The organism is Actinokineospora enzanensis DSM 44649 (genome assembly GCF_000374445.1).
Taxonomy (GTDB): domain Bacteria; phylum Actinomycetota; class Actinomycetes; order Mycobacteriales; family Pseudonocardiaceae; genus Actinokineospora; species Actinokineospora enzanensis.
The window spans coordinates 39,618-63,214 of record NZ_KB894438.1 but is presented as its reverse complement, the minus strand read 5'-3'; the positions used below and the strand labels follow the sequence as shown (position 1 = coordinate 63,214).

The 23,597-nt window shown below is 71.4% G+C and carries 18 protein-coding genes and 1 pseudogene; 11 read left to right on the top strand and 8 right to left on the bottom strand.

Features of this window, described 5'->3' with window-relative positions; translation table 11 throughout:
- Positions 1-5: 5 nt before the first annotated feature.
- Positions 6-620: an FKBP-type peptidyl-prolyl cis-trans isomerase gene (locus C503_RS0131025; RefSeq protein WP_018686128.1), complete on the bottom strand. Its 615-nt coding sequence runs from the start codon at positions 618-620 to the stop codon at positions 6-8.
- A 186-nt stretch (positions 621-806) separates the two neighbouring features.
- Here C503_RS0131025 and C503_RS0131020 point away from each other — a divergent pair, with 186 nt between their 5' ends.
- The 3 genes from C503_RS0131020 (at position 807) to C503_RS0131010 (ending at position 3,205) form a co-directional block, all read left to right on the top strand.
- On the top strand, positions 807-1,811 hold the full coding sequence (locus C503_RS0131020; RefSeq protein WP_018686127.1) for a hypothetical protein: 1,005 nt from the start codon (positions 807-809) through the stop codon (positions 1,809-1,811).
- Positions 1,811-2,452, top strand: a complete 642-nt coding sequence (locus tag C503_RS0131015) for a hypothetical protein (protein ID WP_018686126.1) — start codon at positions 1,811-1,813, stop codon at positions 2,450-2,452. Before C503_RS0131020 ends, C503_RS0131015 begins: the two co-directional genes overlap by 1 nt.
- A gap of 78 nt (positions 2,453-2,530) precedes the next feature.
- The gene (locus C503_RS0131010; RefSeq protein WP_018686125.1) at positions 2,531-3,205 is read left to right on the top strand and encodes an HD domain-containing protein; all 675 of its coding nucleotides are present in this window, start codon (positions 2,531-2,533) and stop codon (positions 3,203-3,205) included.
- Between the two features lie 37 nt (positions 3,206-3,242).
- On the opposite strand, the gene C503_RS0131005 is transcribed toward C503_RS0131010, so the two are convergent.
- Entirely contained in the window at positions 3,243-3,854 is a 612-nt protein-coding gene (locus C503_RS0131005; RefSeq protein ID WP_018686124.1) for a peptidoglycan-binding domain-containing protein, read from the bottom strand.
- Positions 3,855-4,038: 184 nt separating this feature from the next.
- Positions 4,039-4,998, bottom strand: coding sequence for a heme o synthase (locus C503_RS0131000; protein WP_018686123.1), 960 nt, complete (start codon positions 4,996-4,998; stop codon positions 4,039-4,041).
- 262 nt (positions 4,999-5,260) lie between these two features.
- Between C503_RS0131000 and tkt the strand changes: the two genes are divergently transcribed.
- Genes tkt through pgl form a run of 6 tightly spaced genes read left to right on the top strand, consistent with a single transcriptional unit; the run spans position 5,261 to position 13,713 of the window.
- Positions 5,261-7,426, top strand: coding sequence for a transketolase (gene tkt / locus C503_RS0130995; RefSeq protein ID WP_084477407.1), 2,166 nt, complete (start codon positions 5,261-5,263; stop codon positions 7,424-7,426).
- Between the two features lie 31 nt (positions 7,427-7,457).
- The gene (tal, locus tag C503_RS0130990; RefSeq protein WP_018686121.1) at positions 7,458-8,579 is read left to right on the top strand and encodes a transaldolase; all 1,122 of its coding nucleotides are present in this window, start codon (positions 7,458-7,460) and stop codon (positions 8,577-8,579) included.
- Positions 8,580-8,619: 40 nt separating this feature from the next.
- Entirely contained in the window at positions 8,620-10,254 is a 1,635-nt protein-coding gene (locus C503_RS0130985; protein ID WP_018686120.1) for a hypothetical protein, read from the top strand.
- The gene (gene zwf, locus C503_RS0130980) at positions 10,251-11,792 is read left to right on the top strand and encodes a glucose-6-phosphate dehydrogenase (RefSeq protein WP_018686119.1); all 1,542 of its coding nucleotides are present in this window, start codon (positions 10,251-10,253) and stop codon (positions 11,790-11,792) included. The genes C503_RS0130985 and zwf overlap by 4 nt, the downstream gene beginning before the upstream one ends.
- Positions 11,789-12,997, top strand: coding sequence for a glucose-6-phosphate dehydrogenase assembly protein OpcA (opcA, locus tag C503_RS0130975; RefSeq protein WP_018686118.1), 1,209 nt, complete (start codon positions 11,789-11,791; stop codon positions 12,995-12,997). The genes zwf and opcA overlap by 4 nt, the downstream gene beginning before the upstream one ends.
- Complete coding sequence (gene pgl / locus C503_RS0130970; RefSeq protein WP_018686117.1) at positions 12,994-13,713, top strand: 6-phosphogluconolactonase; 720 nt, start codon at positions 12,994-12,996, stop codon at positions 13,711-13,713. The genes opcA and pgl overlap by 4 nt, the downstream gene beginning before the upstream one ends.
- 47 nt (positions 13,714-13,760) lie before the next feature.
- On the opposite strand, the gene C503_RS0130965 is transcribed toward pgl, so the two are convergent.
- The 5 genes and pseudogenes from C503_RS0130965 to pabB all read right to left on the bottom strand — a co-directional run bounded on the left by C503_RS0130965 (position 13,761) and on the right by pabB (position 20,009).
- Complete coding sequence (locus C503_RS0130965) at positions 13,761-14,147, bottom strand: RidA family protein (RefSeq protein WP_018686116.1); 387 nt, start codon at positions 14,145-14,147, stop codon at positions 13,761-13,763.
- A 60-nt stretch (positions 14,148-14,207) separates the two neighbouring features.
- On the bottom strand, positions 14,208-15,398 hold the full coding sequence (locus C503_RS0130960; protein ID WP_026316875.1) for an esterase-like activity of phytase family protein: 1,191 nt from the start codon (positions 15,396-15,398) through the stop codon (positions 14,208-14,210).
- Positions 15,399-15,600: 202 nt separating this feature from the next.
- On the bottom strand, positions 15,601-16,584 hold the full coding sequence (locus tag C503_RS48205; protein WP_281170546.1) for a glycerophosphodiester phosphodiesterase family protein: 984 nt from the start codon (positions 16,582-16,584) through the stop codon (positions 15,601-15,603).
- Positions 16,585-16,599: 15 nt separating this feature from the next.
- Positions 16,600-17,646: pseudogene (locus C503_RS48200) on the bottom strand (glycerophosphodiester phosphodiesterase family protein); the annotation flags it as partial.
- Between the two features lie 68 nt (positions 17,647-17,714).
- Positions 17,715-20,009: an aminodeoxychorismate synthase component I gene (gene pabB, locus C503_RS41480; protein WP_018686113.1), complete on the bottom strand. Its 2,295-nt coding sequence runs from the start codon at positions 20,007-20,009 to the stop codon at positions 17,715-17,717.
- A 251-nt stretch (positions 20,010-20,260) separates the two neighbouring features.
- Between pabB and C503_RS0130945 the strand changes: the two genes are divergently transcribed.
- Entirely contained in the window at positions 20,261-21,460 is a 1,200-nt protein-coding gene (locus C503_RS0130945) for a sensor histidine kinase (RefSeq protein ID WP_018686112.1), read from the top strand.
- A gap of 425 nt (positions 21,461-21,885) precedes the next feature.
- On the top strand, positions 21,886-23,499 hold the full coding sequence (locus C503_RS0130940; protein ID WP_026316874.1) for a methyl-accepting chemotaxis protein: 1,614 nt from the start codon (positions 21,886-21,888) through the stop codon (positions 23,497-23,499).
- Positions 23,500-23,597: the final 98 nt, after the last annotated feature.

Sequence of the window (23,597 nt, the reverse complement as noted above, 5' to 3'; positions counted from 1 at the left end):
GCGGGTCAGGAGACCTGGACGGCGTCGACGACGAACACCAGCGTCTCGTTGGGCTTCACGCCGTTGCCGCCCTGGCCGTAGCCCTTGTCCGGCGGCACGAGCAGCAGCCTGCGGCCGCCCTGCTTCATCCCGATCAGGCCCTCGTTCCAGCCATCGATGACCTGGGCCTGGCCGATGTTCTCCAGATCGTAGGGCTGGTTGCGGCTCCACGAGGAGTCCAGCTCCTTGCCGTCCGACCAGGTCACCAGGTCGTAGTGCATGCTCGCGTTCGAGCCCGCCTTGATCTCCGGGCCGTTGCCGGGCACCAGGTCCAGGGTGAGCAGCACCTTCGGCGGCGCGCACGTCTTCGGGATGGTGATCGTGGGCTTGCTGCCCGGCGCACCCTCGACCTTGACGTCCTTGCCGGTGCACTCCGGGCCCGCCGCCGTCGTCGCGGCCACCGCCGTGGTGGTGGGGGCCACCGTGGTGGTCGGGGGCACGCTGGTGGTGCGGGGCGCCACGGTCAACGCGGGGTCGCCGGGCGGGAGGCTGGACGCCTGTTCGGAGTTGGCACACGCGCCGAGGCCGAGGGTCAGCGCGCCCGCGGTCGCCGCGATCATCATCTTGCCGACATTGCGCATGCCGGGAGCTTAGGTGGACCGGACCGGGGGCCGCCCGGCGGCTGGCCGTTGCCGGGAGCACCGGGTGTTTGCCCCTCACCCGATGTTCGCATTTCCCGTGGGCCACCTTCGGCGTAGAGTGACGAACAGCGCCTGTTCGGACACCCTTCGCTGTCGGGCGGGCGTCCCCCGAGGAGGTGACCTGCCGTGCCCGCGGCTGCCAAAGGGCTCCGCAGTCACCCGATCCAGGAGTTGTTCTGGACCCGAACGGGTCTGCTGCTGCTCGCGCTGGTGGTGGTGTCAGGACTGTCGATGTGGGTGTCGGGTTCCCTCGACGCCGGACTCGCCAGGAACCTGCTCACCGCGCTGGGCACCGGCACCATGGTCTCCGCCGTGGTCGGGTTCGGCCAGACCCTGATCACCGCCAGTGCCGCGCAGCGCGCCATGGTCACGCCGCTGATCGAGGAGAGCCGCAAGGCGCTGCACGACCTGTCCGCCGAGTACCGCTCGCTGAACCGGGAGTTCTTCCCCACGCACGTGTTCGAGGCCAGCACCGAGCCGGACCCGGCGTTCAACGCACTGATCATGGCCGACCTGCGGGACACCCGGCAGCTGTGGTTCCGCGGCTTCTCCGGCCGCTACGTGGCCGCGCGGATGCTGTTGTCCCCGGCCGAGTCCGAGGTGCGCGCCGTGCTGGCCGACCCGTGCGAGCGCGGCGCGATCAGCGGCCGCGCCCGCCATCTGGCCCGGCAGCAGGGCGCGACCGCCGACTACGAGCGGATCCAGCAGACGCTGCACGAGGAGATCCGCATCGGGCTCGTCGGCCTGTACCTGGCCCGGTCCCGGTGCGTCTCGCTGGACGTGACCGTGGTGGCCGACCCGCCGCTGGACCGGGTCGAGCTGTTCGACGACTGCGTGTGGATCACCCTCTACAGCGCGGTGGCGGGCGCGCCCTCGCTGTACCCGCGCACGCTGCGGTTCGGCGAGGGGTCCTTCATCTACGACATGCAGCGCGCCGAGATCACCCGGGTGCACGGCGCGCGCGAGGCCAGACGGTTCGTGTTGACCCCCGACACCAGCCGGGACGAGTTCCTGGCGCACTTCGAGAAGATCACCGGAGCGTCGCTGTCCGAGGCCGAGTTCCTGGACCTGGAGCGGCGCTTCCACGCGTTCCGCCGAGAGTTCTCCGCCAAAGCCGAGTTGGAAAGCTGATGCCCGTGTCCGTCGCGGTCCCCGCCCTGTCCCAACTCGCCCAGCGCATGTGCGAGATCGATCTCACCCGGCGCCGGTGGTCGGCCGCGCACGCGGGCGTCGAGTCCTGGGTGGACGGTCCGGTGCTGCGCTCGGTGCTGCGCAGGCACCTGGTCGACCTGGACCCGCGCCGGGCCGACGCGCTCGTCGCCCGCTCCCGCGAGACCACCACGCACTTCGCCTGGTGTTTGCGCGACGACCCGACGGAGCCGTTCAGCTTCTGGCTGCACGAGTACAAACCGCAGCGGGAGTGGCGTCCCGGCTACGCCGACTCCGTGCACAACCACCGCTACCACTTCTGCACGGTGCTCCTGCGCGGCGGCTACCTGCACGAGCGATATGACACCGACCTCGACGAGCGCACCGGCCTGATCACCGCGGCCCGGATGACGCAGCGCGGCGAGTGCGTGGCGGGCGACTCCGGGTTCCTGACCGCCGACGAGTTCCACCGGATCCCGCGCGCGGTCGACGGCACGATGACGTTCCTGGTGAAGTCGCGACCGGTCGCGCGCTGGAGCCTGTCCTACGACCCGACCACCGGGATCGGCCATCGGCATGTGCCGGTGGAGGCCCGATTGGCGGATCTGACCAGGCGGATATGACGCCGAACGGCCCACTCCGAGCAAGATCGACCTATACCATCACCCCACCCGTTTGTCCAACGGAAGGGGAAGGTCGACATGCTGGTATCGGGATCCACCGCGCTGTCGGAGCCGGTCCGCGCGATCGGGCGGGCGTCGATCGACCACGTCGAGCACCGGGTGCGGGCACTGTGCGAGCGGTACGCGCGGCGGCTGCCGTTCCACGGCTGGCACCACGTGGGCTTCGTGCGGGACAAGGCGGTCGAGTTCGCCGGGCTGAACGGCTCGGACGTGTCGGTGGTGGAGACCGCCGCGCTGGTGCACGACGTGAACTACCTGGTGCGCCGCAACTCCGAGGCCGCGGCGGGCAGTGGCCTGCGGATGGCGATCCTGGCCGACGCGGGCGTCCCGGCGGACGTGGCGGACTGGGTGGACGCGTTGGTGGACGAGGCCGAGATGGCCAACCGGCACCGGCATATCTCGCTGGAGGCACAGGCGCTCAGTGACGCGGACACGCTGTTCAAGGCGCTGCCGGTGACCCCGGTGGTGCTGGCGCACAAGTACCTGGCGGAGAACGGCGTGAGCCTGCGCGAGCTGGCGGAGAAGATCGTCGGCGAGCAACGGGACGTGCACGCGGAGGGCTTCTACTTCTACTCCCCCGCCGCCGCCCGCGCGTACTCCCGTTGGGCGACGGCGAACCTGGAACTGTGGAGCTGCATCAAGGAGTCGCTCGACGACCCCACGGTCGAGCGACTCCTGACCGCCGTCGGATAGTGCCCGAGGGGGCGGTCGACGCCGCCCCCTCGGCCGGTCAGCAGCTCCAGCCGCCCTCGATGGAGATGACCCGCTGCAGCGCCGCCCAGGTCTTCGGCCCGACGATCCCGCTGGGGTTGATTCCCATGCGCGACTGGAAGTCCCGCACCGCCGCCTGCGCCACCGGCCCGTAGTAGCCCTCACCGAAGCTCATGGCGTAGGGCTCGATCCGGCTCATGACCCAGTTCAGCTTGGCAAAGTCGTCCCCGGTCGCCTGACCGGGCACGATCTGCGGCAGCCCCTGGATGTTGGCACCGTTGTGCGTGACGCCCTGGCCCAGCACACCCACCAGCGCGCCCCAGGTCTTCGACCCGACGATGCCGCTGTCCTTGATCCCGTGCTTGCGCTGGAAGTCCTGCACGGCGGCCAACGTGTTGGTGCCGTAGTAGCCGGTGCCCGTGAGCGGGTAGCCCAGCTTCCGCAGTTCGAGCTGCAGCCCCATCACCTCGGGACCGCTCTGCCCCTGCAGGACCTGCGGCAGCGACGCGGCGTACGCGGTGGAGGGCGCCCCGACGGAGCAGGCGGACGCGGTACCCGCCCCCGCGACCCCGATCACGGCGGAGGTGGCCAGGGCGGCCAGACCCAGGACGGCGAAACGCTTCTTGGACATGACAATCTCCCCAGAGTGTCGTGTGTGGATTCGACGCGAGCCGGTCTCGGCGCCTCTGTGGGCATCCCCCTTCGGCCTCGCATCAGAGAAGACGCCCACCCGACCGCGCGGTTGAGTTCGGTTGATCACGAATCGGATACATGGGGAACCGGCTCGCCGAACCGGAGAAAACCGCCCGAAAGAGTCAGAACGGCCAGCCGGTGACCGGCAGCGAGAGGGCCGAGTCGACGGCCAGGGAGACGAACACCAGGGTCAGATAGGTGTTGGAGAGATGGAACAGCTTCATCGGGTTGCTCGGCTCGTCCCGACGCACGGACGCGTACAGGCGATGCGCGAACAGCAGGAACCAGCCGCCCGCCAGGACCGCGAAGGCCGCGTACACCCAGCCGGTGGCGGGCACCAGCAGCAGCGACCAGAGCACCATGACCCACGAGTAGATGACGATCTGCCTGGCCACGTGCCGCGGCGTGGCCACCACCGGCAGCATCGGCACCCCGGCGGCCGCGTAGTCGTCGCGGAACTTCATGGCCAGGGCCCAGAAGTGCGGTGGGGTCCAGAAGAAGATCACGCCGAACATCACCAGCGCGGGCCAGGCCACGTCACCGGTGACCGCCGACCAGCCGATGACCACCGGCATGCAGCCCGCGGCGCCGCCCCAGACGATGTTCTGCGAGGTGCGTCGCTTGAGGAGCATCGTGTACACGAGGACGTAGAACAGGATCGCGCCGACGGCCATCGCGGCGGCCAGCAGGTTCGTGGTGGCGTAGAGCCACCCGAACGAGACCACGCCGAGCACCAGGCCGAAGATCAACGCGCCGCGCCTTGGCACCGTGTGCCGGGCCAGCGGGCGGGCTGCGGTGCGCTTCATCACCGCGTCGATGTCCGCGTCCACCACGCAGTTGAGCGCGTTCGCGCTGCCCGCGGCCATGGTGCCGCCGATCAGCGTGTTGAGCACCAGCCACGGCGACGGGATGCCACGCGCGGCCAGCAGCATCGCGGGCACGGTGGTGACCAGCAGCAGCTCGATGATGCGCGGCTTGGTGAGGGCCACGTACCCCTTCACCACGGCCTTCACGACCGCCCCGGTGGACGCCCGGCCCGCGGCCGGGGAGGCGTCGGCGGGCACGGGGATCACCGACGACATCTCGCTCCTCTGGTCTGCCGTGACCTGGTGTTATCCCCGTCACGGCGGTTGCGTCCTGGCCCGCGGGCGGCCCGCGGCACCGGGGGAAATGTTAACCGCGCGGTATCCGGGTACACGTATCGGGTGGCCGGGTGTCGCCCGTCGGCGGTGGAGATCACCGGGCGGGCACGCGCTCGCGCGGTGGCGACTACGCTGACCACCGGACCAGGGATGACATGCGGACCGGGTCCCCGCGCCGCCTCCGGGATCGATCCAGACCCGGATGGGGAAGACTCGGGACCCGTCGATCCGCCCGACGTGGAAATGGGAGATCAAGTCCGTGTCCGTCAGTAGTGAAGTGCCCGCCGAACTGACCGAGCTCACCCGCGCGACGCTGCCCGAGGACTGGACCGACCTCGACCGCCGGGCCGTGGACACCCTCCGGGTCCTGGCCGCCGACGCCGTGCAGAAGGTCGGCAACGGCCACCCCGGCACCGCGATGAGCCTCGCGCCGCTCGCCTACGCGCTCTACCAGCGCGTCATGCGCCACGACCCGGCCGACCCGCACTGGATCGGCCGCGACCGGTTCGTGCTGTCCGCGGGCCACTCCAGCCTGACCCAGTACCTGCAGCTGTTCTTCTCCGGCTACGGCCTGGAGATCGAGGACATCCAGGCACTGCGCACCTGGGGCTCCAAGACCCCCGGCCACCCCGAGGTGAACCACACCAAGGGCGTGGAGATCACCACCGGCCCGCTTGGCCAGGGCCTGGCGTCCGCGGTGGGCATGGCCATGGCCGCCCGGCGCGAGCGCGGGCTGTTCGACCCGGACGCCGCCCCCGGGCAGAGCGTGTTCGACCACCACGTGTTCGTGATCGCCTCCGACGGCGACATCGAGGAGGGCGTCACCTCCGAGGCCTCGTCCCTGGCGGGCCGCCAGGAGCTGGGCAACCTCGTGGTGGTCTACGACGACAACAAGATCTCCATCGAGGACGACACCACGGTCGCCCTGTCCGAGGACACCGCCAAGCGCTACGAGGCGTACGGCTGGCACGTGCAGACCGTCGAGGGCGGCGAGAACGTGGCGGGCATCCTGGCCGCGCTGGAAGCGGCCAAGGCCGAGACCTCGCGCCCGTCGTTCATCCTGCTGCGCACCGTGATCGGCTTCCCGGCGCCGAACCTGATGAACACCGGCAAGGCGCACGGCGCCGCGCTGGGCAAGGACGAGATCGTCGCGGTCAAGAAGATCCTGGGCTTCGACCCGGAGCAGGACTTCGCCGTCGAGCCCGAGGTGCTCGCGCACGCCCGCGAGGTCGGCAAGCGCGGCGAGGCGGCGCACGCCGAGTGGCAGCAGGCGTTCGACGCCTGGAAGGCCGCCAACCCGGAGCGCGACGCGCTGCTGGAGCGCGCGCAGGCCTACCGGCTGCCCGAGGGCTTCGACGACGCGCTGCCCACCTGGGAGCCGGACGCCAAGGGCGTGGCCACCCGCAAGGCCTCCGGTGATGTGCTCAACGCCATCGGCGGGCTGCTGCCGGAGCTGTGGGGCGGCTCGGCCGACCTGGCCGAGAGCAACAACACCACGATCAAGGGCGCGGACTCGTTCGGCCCGCCGTCGGCCAGGACGGCGCACTGGAACACCACCCCGTACGGGCGGACCCTCCACTTCGGCGTGCGCGAGCACGCGATGGGCTCGATCCTGAACGGCATCGTGCTGCACGGCCCCACCCGCCCCTACGGCGGCACCTTCCTGGTGTTCAGCGACTACATGCGCCCCGCGGTCCGGCTGGCGGCGCTGAGCAAGCTGCCGGTGACCTACGTCTGGACGCACGACTCCATCGGCCTGGGCGAGGACGGCCCGACGCACCAGCCGATCGAGCACCTGGCCGCGCTGCGTGCCATCCCGGGCCTGATCGTGCTGCGCCCGGGTGACGCCAACGAGACCGCGGCCGCGTGGCGGGCCACCCTGACCCAGTCCACGGCGCCGGTCGCGCTGGCGCTGACCCGGCAGAACCTGCCGGTCCTGGCGGGCACCAAGGAGAAGGCGCGCGAGGGCGTGGCCAAGGGCGGCTACGTGCTGGCCGACGCCGAGGGCGACCCGCAGGTCGTGCTCATCGGCACCGGCTCCGAGCTGCAGATCGCGGTCGAGGCCCGTGAGGTGCTGGCCAAGGACGGGATCTCCGCGCGGGTGGTGTCGATGCCGTCGGTCGAGCTGTTCGACGCGCAGGACAAGTCCTACCGCGACTCGGTGATCCCGCCGTCGGTCAAGGCGCGCGTGGTCGTGGAGGCGGGCATCGCCCAGCCGTGGCACCGGTTCGCTGGCGACGCGGGCGAGATCGTGTCCATCGAGCACTTCGGCGCGTCCGCCGACTACCAGACCCTGTACCGCGAGTTCGGCATCACCACCGAGGCGGTCGTGGCGGCGGCCCGCCGCTCGGTCGGCGCCGCCGAATAGCCGCCAAGCAACCGCAGCAGGAGGTATCCCCGTGAGCGACATCCTCAAGACCCTCTCCGACGCGGGCGTCTCGATCTGGCTGGACGACCTGTCCCGCGAGCGCCTGACCTCTGGCAACCTGGCGGACCTGATCCGTGACAAGCACGTGGTCGGGGTGACCACCAACCCGACGATCTTCGCGGGCGCGCTGTCCGACGGCGCCGCCTACGACGAGCAGGTGCGCGGCCTGGCCGCGCGCGGCGCGTCCGTCGAGGCGGCCGTGCGCGAGCTGACCACCACCGACGTGCGCAACGCCTGCGACCTGTTCCGCGACGTGTACGAGCAGTCCGGGCACGTGGACGGCCGGGTGTCCATCGAGGTCGACCCGCGGCTGGCAGCCGACACCGAGGCCACCGCGGCCGAGGCGCTCGACCTGTGGAAGACCGTGGACCGGCCGAACCTGCTGGTGAAGATCCCGGCCACGGTCGAGGGCCTGCCCGCGATCACCCGCACCATCGCCGAGGGCGTCAGCGTGAACGTGACGCTGATCTTCTCGGTGCAGCGCTACCGCGCCGTCATGGACGCCTACCTCGCCGGCCTTGAGCAGGCCAAGGCGAACGGGCACGACCTCGCCGGGATTCACTCGGTCGCGTCGTTCTTCGTGTCCCGTGTGGACAGCGAGGTGGACAGGCGGCTGGCTGCCATCGACACCGACGAGGCCACGGGTCTGCGCGGCAAGGCGGCGGTGGCCAACGCCCGACTCGCCTACGCCGCCTTCCAGGAGACCTTCGCCGGTGAACGCTGGGAAGCCCTGCGTGGCGCAGGGGCGAACGCGCAGCGTCCACTGTGGGCGTCCACCGGGGTGAAGAACCCGGACTACCCGGACACCCTGTACGTGGACGACCTCGTGGTCGCCGACACGGTCAACACGATGCCGGAAAAGACCCTGCACGCGGTCGCCGACCACGGCAGGATTACCGGCGACACCGTCACCGGGCGGGCGGGCGAGGCGCAGGAGGTCTACGACCGGCTCGCCGCCGCCGGGATCGATGTCGACGACGTGTACCGCGTCCTGGAGACCGAGGGCGTGGAGAAGTTCGAGAAGTCCTGGTCGGAATTGCTGGAGACGGTTCGCGGCCAGCTCGACGGCGCCGACGACGGCGACCGCGGCTGAGCGGCCCAAGACGGGATACCAGGAGAGGCTGACGCCACACATGGCCGAGCACCCCGGAGAAGTCGCAGTAACCATCGTCGACGAGCGGCTCGCCCAGGAGGCGGCGCCGCTCGTCGGCCGACTGGTCGAGGAACAGGTCGCGTCCAAGCTCACCGCCGGTGACCCCACCCTGTGGGGGCCCGCGGCGGAGTCCGAGGCGGCCATCCGGCTGTCCTGGACCACGCTCGCGGAGACCTCCCGCCCGCTGTTGGCCGAGATCGACGCCCTGCGCGCGGAGCTGCGCGCCGACGGCGTCGACCGGGTCGTGCTGGCGGGCATGGGCGGGTCGTCGCTGGCCCCCGAGGTGATCACCGCCACGGCAGGCGTGCCGCTGGTGGTGCTGGACACCACCGACCCCGGCCAGGTGGCCGACGCGCTGGCGGGCGAGCTGTCCCGCACGGTGCTGGTGGTGTCCTCCAAGTCGGGGTCCACTGTGGAGACCGACAGCCACCGCAGGCTCTTCGCCGCCGCGTTCGCGGCCGAGGGCATCGACGCGGCGGCCCGGATCGTGGTGGTGACCGACCCCGGCTCGCCGCTGGAGCGGCTGGCGACCGAGGCGGGCTACCGCCGGGTGTTCCAGGCCGACCCGGACGTGGGCGGCCGGTACTCGGCGCTCACCGCGTTCGGCCTGGTGCCCGCCGGGCTGGCGGGCGCGGACGTGGCCGCGCTGCTGGACGAGGCAGCCGCGGCCGCCGCCGTGCTGTCCCAGGACAGCACGGAGAACCCGGGCCTGCGGCTGGCCGCGGCGCTCGGCGCGGCACACGCCACCGGCGCGGAGAAGGTCGTGCTGGCCGACACCGGCTCCGGCATCAAGGGCTTCGGCGACTGGGCCGAGCAGCTGGTGGCCGAGTCGACCGGCAAGGAGGGCACCGGCTTGCTGCCGGTGGTCGTGGAGAACCCGGACGCCCCCGGCTTCGCCGACGCGGGCGACGACGCCACCGCCGTGGCGATCGGCCCGGCGGGCGGCGGCGCGCAGGTGTCCACCGCGGGCACGCTGGGCGGCCTGATCCTGTTGTGGGAGTACGCCACCGCGGTGGCCGGGCGCCTGCTCGGGATCAACCCGTTCGACCAGCCGGACGTGGAGGCGGCGAAGAAGGCGGCGCGCGCGCTGCTGGACTCCCCCGGCGGCGACGAGGCCGCGCCCGCGTTCGTCGTGGGTCCGGTGGAGGTTCACCCGTCCGAGGGCCTGCTGCACTCCGGGATCGACTCGCTGGCCGGGGCGCTGCACTCGTTGCTCGCCGCCGCGCCCGCGGCAGGCTACCTGTCCGTGCAGGTCTACCTGGACCGCCTGGACGACGCCTCGGCCGTGCTCCTGCGGCCGGAGCTGGCCCGCCGGTCCGGCCTGCAGACCACCTTCGGGTGGGGGCCGCGGTTCCTGCACTCGACCGGCCAGTACCACAAGGGCGGTCACCAGAACGGGGTGTTCCTGCAGGTCACCGGCGGCGCCGAGGAGGACCTGCAGGTGCCCGACCGCCCCTACACGCTCGGCGTGCTCCAGCACGCGCAGGCGCTGGGCGACGGCCAGGTGCTGATCGACCACGGCAGGCCGCTGCTGCGGCTGCACTTCACCGACCGCGCGGCGGGCCTGGCCCGGCTGGTCGAGGCCATCGCCGAGGTCACCGAGGTGACCAGGTGAACACGCTGGCCTCGGACTGGCACAACCCGCTGCGGGACCCCAGGGACAAGCGGCTGCCGCGGATCGCGGGCCCGTGCGGCCTGGTGATCTTCGGCGTGACCGGTGACCTGTCCCGCAAGAAGCTCATGCCCGCCATCTACGACCTGGCCAACCGCGGCCTGCTGCCGCCGGGCTTCTCGCTCGTCGGCTTCGCCCGCCGGGACTGGGAGGACCAGGACTTCGGGCAGGTCGTCTACGAGGCGGTCAAGCAGCACGCGCGCACCCCGTTCCGGGAGGCGGTGTGGGACCGGCTGGCCGAGGGCTTCCGGTTCGTGCAGGGCACCTTCGACGACGACGACTCGTTCGACCGGCTCGCCGAGACCGTGCGCGACCTGGACGAGCAGCGCGGCACCAGCGGCAACCACGCGTTCTACCTGTCCATCCCGCCCGGCGCGTTCCCGGTGGTCACCAAGCAGCTGGCGCGCTGCGGCCTGGCCGAGCCCGCGGGCCCGGACGAGTGGCGGCGGGTGGTCATCGAGAAGCCGTTCGGGCACGACCTGGCCAGCGCCAAGCAGCTCAACGGCATTCTCAACGACGTCTTCCCCGAGGAGTCGGTGTTCCGCATCGACCACTACCTCGGCAAGGAGACGGTGCAGAACCTGTTGGCGCTGCGTTTCGCCAACCAGCTGTTCGAGCCGATCTGGAACGCCAACTACGTCGACCACGTGCAGATCACCATGGCCGAGGACATCGGCCTCGGCGGGCGCGCGGGTTACTACGACGGCATCGGCGCGGCCCGCGACGTGATCCAGAACCACCTGATCCAGCTGCTGGCGCTGACCGCGATGGAGGAGCCGGTCTCCTTCCAGCCGCGGGCGCTGCGCACCGAGAAGATCAAGGTGCTGGAGGCGACCAAGGCCGTCGGCCCGTTCGGCGAGACCACCGCGCGCGGCCAGTACACCGGCGGCTGGCAGGGCGGCCAGAAGGTGTCCGGCCTGCTGGAGGAGGAGGGCTTCGCCAAGACCTCCACCACCGAGACCTACGCCGCGATCACCCTGGAGGTGAACACCCGGCGCTGGGCGGGCGTGCCGTTCTACCTGCGCACCGGCAAGCGGCTGGGCAGGCGGGTCACCGAGATCGCGGTGGTGTTCAAGCGCGCCCCGCACCTGCCCTTCGACGACACCGCGACCGAGGAGCTCGGGCAGAACGCCCTGGTGGTGCGGGTACAGCCGGACGAGGGCGTGACCATGCGGTTCGGCTCCAAGGTGCCGGGCAACTCCATGGAGGTCCGGGACGTGTCCATGGACTTCAGCTACGGCCACGCGTTCACCGAGTCCTCCCCCGAGGCCTACGAGCGGCTGCTGCTGGACGTGCTGCTCGGCGAGCCGTCGCTGTTCCCGGTGAACGAGGAGGTCGAGCTGTCCTGGGAGATCCTGGAGCCGGTGCTCAAGCACTGGACCCAGTCCGGCAAGCCGGAGGGCTACCCCGCGGGCACCTGGGGACCCGACTCCGCCGACAAGATGCTGTCCCGAACCGGCAGGCACTGGAGGCGGCCGTGATCATCGATCTCCCTTCGACCACCACCTCGCAGGTCAACTCGAAGCTGGTGCACCTGCGCGAACAGGGTGGCGCGACCGCCCTGGGCCGGGTGCTCACCCTGGTGATCGTCACCGACGACGGGGCGCGCACCGAGGACGCCATCGACGCGGCCAACGACGCCAGCCGCGAGCACCCCTGCCGGGTGATCGTGGTGGCCCGCGGCGCGCGCAAGGCCGCCGCCCGGCTGGACGCCCAGATCCGCGTCGGCGGTGACGCGGGCGCCAGCGAGGTCGTGGTGCTGCGGCTCTACGGCGCGCTCGCCGACGAGGGGGCGGGCTGCGTCATCCCGTTGCTGCTGCCGGACGCGCCGGTGGTGGCCTGGTGGCCGTTCGAAGCGCCCGCCCGGCCCGCGGACGACCCGATCGGGCGACTGGCCCAGCGCCGGATCACCGACTCGGCCGCCGAGCGCAACCCGATCAAGGCGCTGGAGGTGCGGCAGAAGAACTACGCCGCCGGGGACACCGACCTCGCCTGGACCCGCCTCACCCTGTGGCGCGCGGTCCTGGCGGCGGCCCTCGACCTGCCGCCGCACGAGAAGGTCACCGCGGCGACGGTGCTCGGCGAGTCCGACTCGCCCTCCACCGACCTGCTGGCGGGCTGGCTGGCGGCCCGGCTGCGGATCCCGGTGAAGCGCGCCAAGGCGGCCTCCGGGCAGGGGATAGTGTCGGTGGAGCTGGAGCGCCGGTCCGGCGCGGTGCAGCTGGTCCGGCCGGACGGCAAGGTCGGCACGCTCACCCAGCCGGGGCAGCCGTCCCGCCGGGTGGCCCTGCAGCGCCGGGAGATCCGCGACTGCCTGGCCGAGGAGCTGCGTCGACTGGACCCGGACGAGCCGTTCGAGGAGACGCTCAAGGGCCTGGGCAAGGTCACCCGGGGGCGCACCCCGGTGAAGGCGCCGAGCAGGCCCGCGCCGACCTCGAACGACCAGCCGGTGGTGTCGGCGGCGGAGGCCGCGGCCTCCTTCAACGAGGCGGAGGCGGCCGAGGCGGCGGCGAAGCCCGCGGCGGGATCGGCCAAGTCGACCGGCACGGCCACCAAGACCCGCCAGGCCAAGCCGAAGTCGACGCCTGCCAAGACCACGGCGGACAAGACGGCGGCGAACAAGACGGCGGCGAACAAGACGGCGACCGCCAAGACCGCGGCGAAGACCGCCAAGGGGAAATCATGACCGACCCCATGGTGGTCGTCTACCGCGACGCCGCCCTGGTCGCGTCCGCCACCGCCGCCCGCCTGATCACGGCCGTCACCGACCTGCAGGCGGCCCGGCGCCCGGTCTCGATCGCCCTCACCGGCGGTCGGACCGGCACGGCGGTGCTGGAGCAGATCCGCGCCAGCCCGGCCGGGGCCGCGGTCGACTGGTCCACAGTGGACTTCTACTGGGGCGACGAGCGGTTCCTGCCCGGCGGCGACCCGGAGCGCAACGAGACCCAGGCACGCGCGGCGTTACTCGACCACATCCCGGTCACCGAGTCCCGCGTCCACCCGATCCCCGCCTCGGACGGCGAGTTCGGCGACGACCCGGACGCGGCGGCGAAGGCCTACGCGGACCGGATCGCCGGGGTGACGCTGGACATCCTGCTCGCGGGCGTCGGCGAGGAGGGGCACACGCTGTCGGTGTTCCCCGACTCCCCGGCCGTGCACGACTCCCGGGCCACGGTGATCGCGGTCCGGGACTGCCCGAAGCCACCGCCGACCCGGGTCTCGCTGACCCTCGCGGCGGCCCGCAAGGCGACCCAGACCTGGCTGATCACCGCAGGCGAGTCGAAGGCGGAGGCCGTGACCGCGGCCCTGTCCGACGCCGCCGAGACCGACATCCCGGCGGCGGGCCTGCGCGGCAGGCAGGCCACCCTGTGGCTGCTCGACAAGGCGGCCGCCGGACGCTGACCGACCAGGCCCCCTCCCGGACTCCGTTCGGGAGGGGGCCTTCGTCGTCAGTCGGCGGCCAGTACCTCGATCTCCACCAACCAGTCCGACTCCAGCGTCTCCACGACGAGGGCGGTGGTCGGCACGACCCGCCCGCCCAGCGCGGCCTTGCGGGCCTCGGCATTGGCCGCCGCGTACTCGCGGTCACGCAGATAGCTGGTAACCCGGACGATGTTGTCCACGGTCATCCCGGCCGAACCGAGAATCGCCCGAACGTTGCCCCACACCAGCTCCAACTGCTCCCCGAGATCCGCACCCGGCTTGCCTACGGGGTCGAGCCCCATCGTCCCGGCCACGAACAGCAGCCGCCGGGGCTCCCGTACTTCCAGTGCGTGCAGATAGTCCCCACTGGCCGGATAGACGCCTGCTACCGACTCGTGTGCGACAAGTTCCATTGTGTTCCCTCCCAGTCAGCGCTGTGCATACCAGCTCGGGACCGTTGTGGGAACCGGGTTTCAGTCGTGCAGGGAGCGCGGGTCCGGGTGCAGGCTCTGGCTCAGGCGGACGGTGATGAACTCGTCGTTGTCCGGCTTGCCGGGGTTGCGGCCCGAGGAGAACGGGAAGTTGTTGTCGTTCAGGATCGCCAGCGTGCGGTCGTCGAGCACGGCGACGTCCTCGATGGTCTGGAACGGGAAGCGGAACGTCTCGTCGAAGCCGCCCAGGTGCCGGGGGTTGGCCAGGTCGAGCAGGTCGGCGACGAGGGTCTTGTCGAGCTTCCCGTCGTGGTCGCGGTCGCGCTTGTCGACCAGATACACCTTCTTGACCTTGGCATCGGCACCCTGGAACCCGTCGCGCTCGATGACGAGCAGCCGGTCTCGGTCCACTGTGGTCAGATCGCCGATGGCGTGCGAGGGGTCGTCGAGCTGGTAGGTCCAGCGCTTGCCGGTGTAGGAGTCGCGGGCGATATCGAACTCGTTGAGCCGCAACGATCCTGCCGGATCACCCGCCACCGTCCCTTCGAGCAGCGCGTTCAGGGTTCGGCGGTCCGGGGAGATCGCCAAACCCTCGAAGCCCTTGCTGGAGGGGAGGTTGGGGGTTCCCGAGGGGTTCTCCGGGGCGAAGACACCGGGGAGCGGGACCGGGGCGGCGAGGAGGCGGCCGGTGCGGTCGAAGTGCAGCAGGTACGGGCCGAACTCGTCGCCTACCCAGTAGGTGTTGTCCTTTGCCCGGACGATGGACTCCACATCGAAGTCGGCGCCGGTGAGGACTCGGTCGGGGCGGGTGAGGGGGAACGGGACCTTGTGGTCCGGGTCGGTGAAGTCGATGCCGCCCAGGACGTCGATGTCCGTGCCGTTGGGGGCTATGCGGTGGAGTCCGAGGGCGAAGTCGGCGCTGTTGGCCTTGGTGCCGTAGCCGTTGTCGGAGAGCACTTCGAAGGTGCCGTCCTGGTTGCGGACTATGCCGCTGAAGCCTTGGACGGGTTGGTCGGCGAAGGGGAGCTGGATGCCGTTGACGGGGGTGGTGCCCAGGGCCGCGCCTGACGGTTCGCTTGCCGGGACGTAGGTTTCCGCAGGCAGAGCGGCGAAGGTGGTGAGTGTTGCCCTGCCGAAGCCGCGCTCTGTCTGCTGGGCCGGTTCGGCCGCGCCGGGCAGGGTGAGGGTCGTGATGGCCAGGGCGGTCACGGCTATGGCGAGTGGTCTTCTCATGGCTCCCCTTGTGCTCGTGTCTGGTACGGCGCACGGTAGGGGTGGGAGGTGAACGGCGAGTGGATCATGGGCGGTCGGCGGGATGGAATGACCGGGGGCTGCCCTCGGGGGCAGCGAAGTTCGCCCGGTCGGCTCAGCAAGGCCCCGACGCCCGCGCGGAAGACGCCGACGTCGGGGCCACTGTCCGAGGAACGCGAGCAGATCAGCGCAGCCCGTTCCGCTTGGCCACGGCGACCAACAGGTCCGGATCGTCCGAGATCAACCCGTCCACCCCGAGATCCATCACCCGCTGCATCGTCGCCTCGTCATCCACCGTGTACGGCACGACCTTGAGCCCGTCCCGATGCAGCCCACCGACGTCAGGCCCGTGGAAGTAGGCGGGATCCTGCCGCAGATACCAGTCCGCGGAGGCGACCACGCCCTGCCGAGGATCGTGCACCTGCCAGTTGGCCGACACCGTCCCAGCCCCGGACTGCCGCACAAGCCGCCCCAGGTCGCGGGTTCGCCACCAGTCCAGGCCGCCGGTCCACGGTGACTTCACCGAGGGATCCCCGTACACGGCCTCCAACGAGCACTCGTCCGCGACGGTCTTGCACTCCTCCGGTCCGTACTGCCACACCAACGCCACGGTCTCCAACCGAGGCTGCAAGCGCTTCGACAGCTGGATCGTGCGCCAGTCGAACGACTGCAAAGTGGCCCGTCGGGTGAACCCGGCCCGATCGATCTCGCCGACGACCTTGCGGGTGAACACGTCATACGGTGCGGTATCGGCGACCGTCGGACTGATCTTGGTCTCGATGTCGAGCCGGATGTCCTCCCGCCCGCCTGCTCGCACGGTCGCGAACACCTCGGCCAGCGTCGGGATCCGCTCGCCCGGCTGGGCCACCTGACGCGGGAACTCCGGCAGGGTCTTGCTGCCGCAGTCGATCGTCTTGATCTGGGCCAACGTCAGGTCGTGCACCAGCTTGCCCACATACGGGAACTGCGGATCCCCCGCCCGCACCGGCGCCGTGTCGACGCAGTGGCTGCCGTTGATGGCCCGGTCGTGCAGCACCACGACCTGCCCGTCCCGGGTGATCCCGGTGTCGAGCTCCAAAGTGGACACCGCGGGGTTCGCCAGCGAGTATCGGAACGCGGCCAGCGTGTTCTCCGGCCGGACCGCGCGAGCGCCGCGGTGGCCCTGGATGTCGAACGGGGACGCGTAGGCCTTCGGCAGCCGGAAGCCGCGCTGGGCCAGCAGGTCGCGGAGCCGGTCCGGGTAGTCGGTGATCAGGCCGTCCACGCCGTCGTCGATGAGCTTGTTCATGGTGGGCAGGTCGTCCACGGTCCACGGGATGACCTTGATGCCCTCGTGGTGCGCGTGCCGGACCATCTCGGCTGTCACGTACGGCTTATAGCCGGGGTCATTGACGCTGCCGCCCTGTGGGAAACCGTGCACGGGCGAGAAAGCCGAGGCGCCGAAGGACTTGATGGCGGCGATCGGGTCGCCGCCGAAGTCGTCGATGTCCAGGCCGCCGAGCCAGGGGGACTTGCCCGGTTGGCCGGTCTGGAGGAAGTCGTAGTTGGTCAGCGCGACCAGTGGCAGCCGGGGCGCCACCTGGTGCATGCGCATGAGCGAGCCCCAGTCGAAGCTCTGGATGGTGACCTGGCGGCTCACCCCCGCCGCGGCGATCTCGCGGGCTGTGATCTGCACGAACTCCTCGCGCGGGGCGGTCTCGCTCGGCGCGCCCGCCTCGACCTTGGTTTCGACGTTGAACTTCACCTCGGTCGCGCCGTAGCGCTTGGCGAGCGCGAAGACCTCGCTCAGCAGTGGCATCCGCTGGCCGGGCGTCAGTTCCTGCTGTGGAAAGTCCGGCAGGCGCTGGGAGCCGCAGTCGAGGGTGCGGACCTGGGCGAGGGTCAGCGTGTTGACGAACCTGCCGACGTACGGGAACGCCGGATCGCCGGGGGTGACCGGGGCGGTGTCGCGGCACTTGCGGCCGTCGAGCTTGCGGTCGTGGGTGACCACGGCTTGGTGGTCCTTGGTGATCTGGACGTCGAGCTCCAGCGTGCTCACGCCGAGCCGGAGCGCGTTGCCGAAGGAGCTGAGGGTGTTCTCCACGCGGAGACCGATGCCGCCGCGGTGGGCCTGGAGATCGAACTCGCGCGGCCACGGCGGGTGCGCTGCAGCCGTACCGGGAATGGCGACCAGACAGGCGAGCGCGGCGGCCGCCGCGACACCTGCGCGCAGGGACGCTGATGGGGTCATGGCGGGGATCGTGGCCCTCGGAAAGGGCATTCCAGTGACCACCGCATTGCGCGGAGTCGAACCTGTGCTCATTTACTCCCGCCACCCACCCCCTCTTCCCCGCCCGGCATCGTTCCCGACCTGGTGAGCACGCCGTCACCAATGCGTCGAGCAGCTTTTGCGCAACTAGGTGCCTCGGTGACCGAAACCCGCCCGGGGAACTCGGCGCCGAGCAGGTCCAGGAACGCGGTGGCCTTCACGGCGGTCTCCTCGAACTCCTCGTCCGGGTCCGACAACGCGATCACCGCGCCGCCCACGCCGAAGGTCAGCTCACCCGGCCGCAGTACCAGGGTCCGGATCACCACGCTCAGGTCGGCCGCGCCGGTGAGCGAGAAGTAGCCGATGGCGCCCGAGTAGACGCCGCGTGGTCCGCGTTCCAACCGGTCCAGGATCGACATGGTGCGGATCTTCGGCGCGCCGGTCATCGAGCCCGGCGGAAAAGCCGCGCGCACGCACCTGACCGTCGTGGCGTCAGGCGCGAGGCGGGCGCGCACGGTGCTGACCATCTGGTGCACGGTCGCGTACGTCTCCACCTCGAACAGGCCGGGCACGCTCACCGAGCCGATCTCGGCGTGCACCCCGAGGTCGTTGCGCACCAGGTCGACGATCATCAGGTTCTCCGCGCGGTCCTTCTCCCCCGTGGCCAGCTGGTGCCGGAGTAGCACGTCCTCCTCGGGGGTGCGCCCGCGCGGCCGGGTGCCCTTGATCGGGCGGGACTCGACCTCACCCGCGGCCGACACGGACAGGAACCGCTCCGGCGACGTGCTCAGCACCGACAGCCCGTCGAACCGCAGCAGCGCGCCGAACGGGGCCGGGCTGGCGCGGCGCAGGTGCCGGTAGGTCTCCCAGACGTCGACCTCGGCCACCGCCGCGGTGACCTCGTTGGTCAGGCACACCTCGTAGGTCTCGCCGTCGGTGATGGCGACCTGGCAGGCGGCGATCATGTCGAGATAGCTCGCGCGGTCGTGCCGGGCGACGAGCTGTCCGGCCTGGACGGCGGGCGTCGTCGATCGGGACGGCGCGGGGTCGTCGGCCAGCGACTCCAGGCGGGCGAGGGTCTCGGCCTGCCACGCCTCGTCTCCGGCGAACGCGAGCAGGTGCACCTCGCCGGTCTCATGGTCGAACGCGAGCGCGCGGTCGGCGAACACGAGCCGCGCGTCCGGGTCGGTGGCGTGGTGCGCGCGTGTGCCGCCGCACTCGGCCTTCAGCTCGTAGCCGAGGTAGCCGACCCAGCCGAGCGCGAAGCCGAACGGCAGTTCCGGCGCGGTCACCGGGTGCGCGGCGAGATCCGCGTCCAACCAGTCGAGGAACCCGCTCGCCACCACGCTCGTCCCGGCCGCGGACTCGACGGTGACCGTGCCCGCCCGCACGTCGGCGGTGGCGACCCTGGCCAGCGGACCGCTCGCGTCGCCCAGGAACGAGAACCGCCCGCGTACCGCGCTGTCGAGCCAGAACGCGTGCGGCGAGTCCCGGTACAGCGCGGCGAACGCCTCCTCCGCGGTCACCGCCAGGGTCCGCCGCACGGCCACGACACGCCGGGCAGGCATGGCAGGCATGGTCACCGGGACGGACACAATGGACGAAGTGGACCGGTCCGGCGCACTCGGCGCAGGCGGTGTGACGACGATCTCCCGGGGATGTTTTTCCCACCAGCGCCGGGCCAGATCCGCGAAGTTGGCCAGCAGCGCGGTGCCGTGCTCGGTGGCGACCGACTCCGGGTGGAACTGCACGCCCCAGACGGGCCGTTCGCGGTGGCGCACCCCCATGAGCACCCCGTCCTCGCTCCACGCCGTCGCCACCAGCTCGTCCGGCAGCCCGGTCACGGCCAGCGAGTGGTAGCGCACCACGCGCAGCGGCGATGGCAGTCCGGCGAACAGGTCGCGGCCGTCGTGGCGGATCGCGGAAAGCCTGCCGTGGCGCGGTCGCGGCGCGTGCGCGACCCGGGCGCCCGCCGCCAGGCACAGGCCCTGGTGTCCGAGGCAGACGCCCAGCAGCGGCACCCGCGCGGCGGCCAGAACCGCGCGCCCGAGCCGGAAGTCGCCCGGTACGCCCGGATGCCCCGGGCCGGGCGAGAGCACCACGGCGTCGAACCCGCGCAGCCACACCGGGTCGGGCGCGCCGTCGGCGTCGAAGTCGAGGTCACCGTCGCGCACCACGGTGGGCCGCACGCCCGTGACCCCCGCCAGCGCCTGGTGGAGGTTGTAGGTGAACGAGTCGTGGTTGTCGACGATCAGCGTGCGCAGCGGCGTGCTTCCTCTCGGTGCTCCGAACGGGGCCGGTCCGTTTGCTCCAGCAATGTTGTTGCCCGGGTCGCGTCCGGGCACCGGCGTTGTCTGGGTTGATGGAGGTCGACAGCCGACAACGCTGCCGGGTCGTCCGGTCACCCTCGGGAACCGGCGGCCACCCCGACTCCGAGCCGCCGCGGCGGGAAGGCCGTTCCATGCCACTGCGCCCGCGCGGCCCGGCCCGCGACCGGGAGAATGCTACAACCCGTGCGCCGGTCCCGGTCCGCCGATCGGGAGCGCACGACCAGGTCGAGATCGGTCCCCCGGTCCCCCGCGAAGGAGGTGGCACCGTGGCCACGCCCATGCTCACCCCGGACGCGGTGGTCCCGGCCCGGCCGGTGCACCCGCCCCGGCCGTCCCGGGTGCGGCTGCCGCGCGCGCTGGCCGCGCTGTGGGCGCACCGGCGGTTCCGGGAGATCGGCTCGGACGTGCTGGCGCTCGTGGTGGCGACGCTGGACGTGTGGCTGGTGGTGCCCGAGCACGTGCCCGGCTACTCGATCTACCTGTCCTGGCTGGCGCTGCCCGCCATGCTGCTGCGCAGGCACCTGCCGTTCGTCGCGGTGCTGGTCACCATCCCCGGCTTCTTCGCTGGCTGGGCGCAGCTGGCCGCGATGATCGCGCTGGGCACCCTGGCCAGGCGCCGGATGCTGGGTTGGCGCACGATCACCGCCGCGCTGCTGGTGGCGCTGAGCCGGGCGGTGCTGTGGCCGTGGTCGGACTTCCTGGCGCAGACCTGGGAGGAACACGTCCTGGACGCGATCTACGGGGTCGCCGTCGCCGGGATGCCGATGACCATCGGGATGCTCATCACCATGCGGCAGGAGCTCGCCGCCCGCATCCGCGAGCTGGCCCGCAGCCGCGAACGGGAGAAACGGCTCTACGCGGCCACCGTCCGCTCCGCCGAGCGGGCCAAACTGGCCAGGGAGATGCACGACGTGGTCTCCCACCAGGTCACCCTGATCGCCATGCAGGCGGGCGCCATGCAGGTCGACCTGGCCGACCCGGAGGCCACCCGCCAGGCCGCCGAGACCATCCGCGCCCTGAGCACCAAGACCCTGGAAGAGCTACGCGAGCTGGTCGGCGTACTGCGGTCCGGCGTGGACGACGAGGACACCCAACCCGGCCTGGAACACATCGCCGACCTGGTCGACGGCGACGAGGTCCACCTGGCCATGGACGCCTGCCCCCTGGACCTCCCCGGCCCGATCTCCCGCGCCGCCTACCGCACCGTCCAGGAAGCACTGACCAACGTCCGCAAACACGCCGCAGGCTCCCCCACCTCGGTCCGCGTCCAAGCCGCCGACGGCACCCTGGTCATCGAGGTCCACAACGACCCACCCCGCCTACGGCAACCACGCAACCTCCCCTCCGGCGGCCACGGCCTCCTAGGACTAAGGGAACGTGCAGGCCTCCTAGGCGGCAGCCTCCAAGCAGGCCCCACCTCAGAAGGCGGCTTCTCAGTCCGCGCCAGCTACCCCCTCCCCCGCTAGCCTCCTTCCCTCCTTCACGCCTCCCGCCCCCCTTGCTCTCCACCACGCCCTCCCCCCTCTACCTCCATCCCCCCTCTCCACCTCACACCCCCCACCTCGACCACCCCCACCCCAGCCACCCCAAACCCGACCACCCCAAACCAGCCACCCCTAACTCAGCCGCCCCTAACTGGACCACCACGCGGGATCGCGCCGGTCTCTTCCCACCCGATCCCAGGAGGCCCCCAGGGCCGAGTGGGATCGGGTGGGAAGAGACCGGCTAAAGGCGATCCCGCCGCCTCGGCGAAGCCGAGGCCAATTAACACAGCCGGGTGATTCTCCGCCCCATACATGGCTGACCTCGCCCGGAAGCCGCAGGTTCAACTCAAGCCGCGTCGAAGCCCGAGGTGGCGTACATCACCGACCGCGGACGGGAATGGTGTCGGATGCTGAGGCGAATCAGGGATCTCCGGGTCGGCGCGCGAGTGGGCGCCTCGATGGCGGTACTGCTGGTGCTGCTCTGCGCGCTGGCCGTGGTCGCGGTGTCCAGCATGTCCCGCGAGCGCGACTCGGCCGACCAGATCTCCCGCTCGCGAGAGCTCACCCAGCTCGCCATGCAGGTCAAGTTCCGCTCCGCCGACTTCAACGGCTGGCAGACCGCGTATGCGTTCGACGTGCAGCGCGGTGTCCAGGGCGCCACCGCCGACACCGCATCGGCGCGCGCGGCCTTCCTCAAGTCCTCCGACGCCTTCCGCGCCGAGCTGGCCACTCTGGAGGCCTTCAGCCTGGACGGTGACCAGGCGAACTACGCCACCGAGATCGGCGCCCAGTTCGACGAGTTCATGAAGCTGGACGGGACGATCATCGGCGAGTACCGGACCGGCACGCCGCAGACCATCGACGCGGCCAACCAGTTGGTCGCGGTGGACGAGATCGCCCTGTTCAACAAGATCGCCGCGCAGATCGACAACCTGGTGAACGACACCCAGGTGGAGGCGCGCGCCGCCACCGACCTGGCGCGGGAGCGCGCCGACAGCGGCCAGTTGACCACCCTGGTGCTGGCCATCGCCGCGTTCGCGCTTGGCGCGGTGCTGACCCTGCTGCTGGTCCGTTCCATCACCCGCCCGCTGCGCGCGCTGAGCGCGGGCCTGACCGATATCGCGGCAGGCGACCTGACCCGCCGGGTGCCCGCCGACCGCGGGGACGAGCTGGGCACGGTGGCGGCGGGCTTCAACCGGCTGGCCGAGCGCACCCAGGAGCTGATCAGCCGGGTGGCCGACCGGGCCCAGGAGGTAGCGGGCGCCTCGCGCGAGCTGAGCGAGGTCAGCGGCAAGCTGGCCGAGACGGCGGGCGACACCAGTGCCGAGGCGTCCACCATCAACGGCACCGCCGAGGAGGTCTCGGCCATGGTCACCGCGATGTCCGGGGCGGCCGAGCAGATGCGCGCCGCCATCGACGAGATCACCCAGAACGCCAGCCGGGCCGCCGACGTGGCGGGCGAGGGCGTGCGGGACACCGAGGTGGCCAACGCCGCGGTCGCCGCCCTCGGCGAGGCCACCGCGGAGATCGGCACGGTGGTGAAGCTGATCAGCTCGATCGCCGAGCAGACCAACCTGCTGGCGCTCAACGCGACCATCGAGGCCGCCCGCGCGGGCGCCGCGGGCCGCGGCTTCGCGGTGGTGGCGGGCGAGGTCAAGGAGCTGGCCCAGCAGACGGCCACGGCCACCGAGGACATCACCAACCGGATCAAGGCCATCGAGGCGGGCAGCGCGGACGCCACCGCGGCCATCCACCAGATCGCCTCGGTCGTCGGCTCCATCTGCGACACCCAGACGGTCATCGCAGCCGCGGTCGAGGAGCAGACGGCCACCACCGGCGAGATGAGCCGCAACGTGCGCGAGACGGCGGGCTCGGTGGTGCAGATCGGCTCCGGCATCGCGGGCCTGGCCCGCGCCACCGAGGACACCAGCGCCGCCGCCTCCGCCGCCCAGCGCACCGCGGCGACCCTCAGCGGCGCCGCCGCGGACCTGCGCACGCTGATCAGCGAGTTCCGCTACTGACGAGAGCGCTCGCCGGCGGGCGCGGTGACCCAGTGTCACCGAGGACACCAACGCCGCCGGACAGCCGGGACCGTGCGAACACCCGCGTCCCCTCGGGA

Excerpts from the sequence above, each read along its gene's own strand:
- C503_RS0130985 (WP_018686120.1), top strand. The coding sequence starts at position 8,620 with ATGGCCGAGCACCCCGGAGAAGTCGCAGTAACCATCGTCGACGAGCGG.
- C503_RS0131000 (WP_018686123.1), bottom strand. The coding sequence starts at position 4,998 with ATGTCGTCGGTGATCCCCGTGCCCGCCGACGCCTCCCCGGCCGCGGGC.
- C503_RS0130960 (WP_026316875.1), bottom strand. The coding sequence starts at position 15,398 with ATGAGAAGACCACTCGCCATAGCCGTGACCGCCCTGGCCATCACGACC.
- C503_RS0131005 (WP_018686124.1), bottom strand. The coding sequence starts at position 3,854 with ATGTCCAAGAAGCGTTTCGCCGTCCTGGGTCTGGCCGCCCTGGCCACC.
- tkt (WP_084477407.1), top strand. The coding sequence starts at position 5,261 with ATGGGGAAGACTCGGGACCCGTCGATCCGCCCGACGTGGAAATGGGAG.
- pgl (WP_018686117.1), top strand. The coding sequence starts at position 12,994 with ATGACCGACCCCATGGTGGTCGTCTACCGCGACGCCGCCCTGGTCGCG.
- C503_RS0131010 (WP_018686125.1), top strand. The coding sequence starts at position 2,531 with ATGCTGGTATCGGGATCCACCGCGCTGTCGGAGCCGGTCCGCGCGATC.
- C503_RS0130965 (WP_018686116.1), bottom strand. The coding sequence starts at position 14,147 with ATGGAACTTGTCGCACACGAGTCGGTAGCAGGCGTCTATCCGGCCAGT.
- C503_RS0131015 (WP_018686126.1), top strand. The coding sequence starts at position 1,811 with ATGCCCGTGTCCGTCGCGGTCCCCGCCCTGTCCCAACTCGCCCAGCGC.
- C503_RS0131025 (WP_018686128.1), bottom strand. The coding sequence starts at position 620 with ATGCGCAATGTCGGCAAGATGATGATCGCGGCGACCGCGGGCGCGCTG.
- C503_RS0130940 (WP_026316874.1), top strand. The coding sequence starts at position 21,886 with ATGCTGAGGCGAATCAGGGATCTCCGGGTCGGCGCGCGAGTGGGCGCC.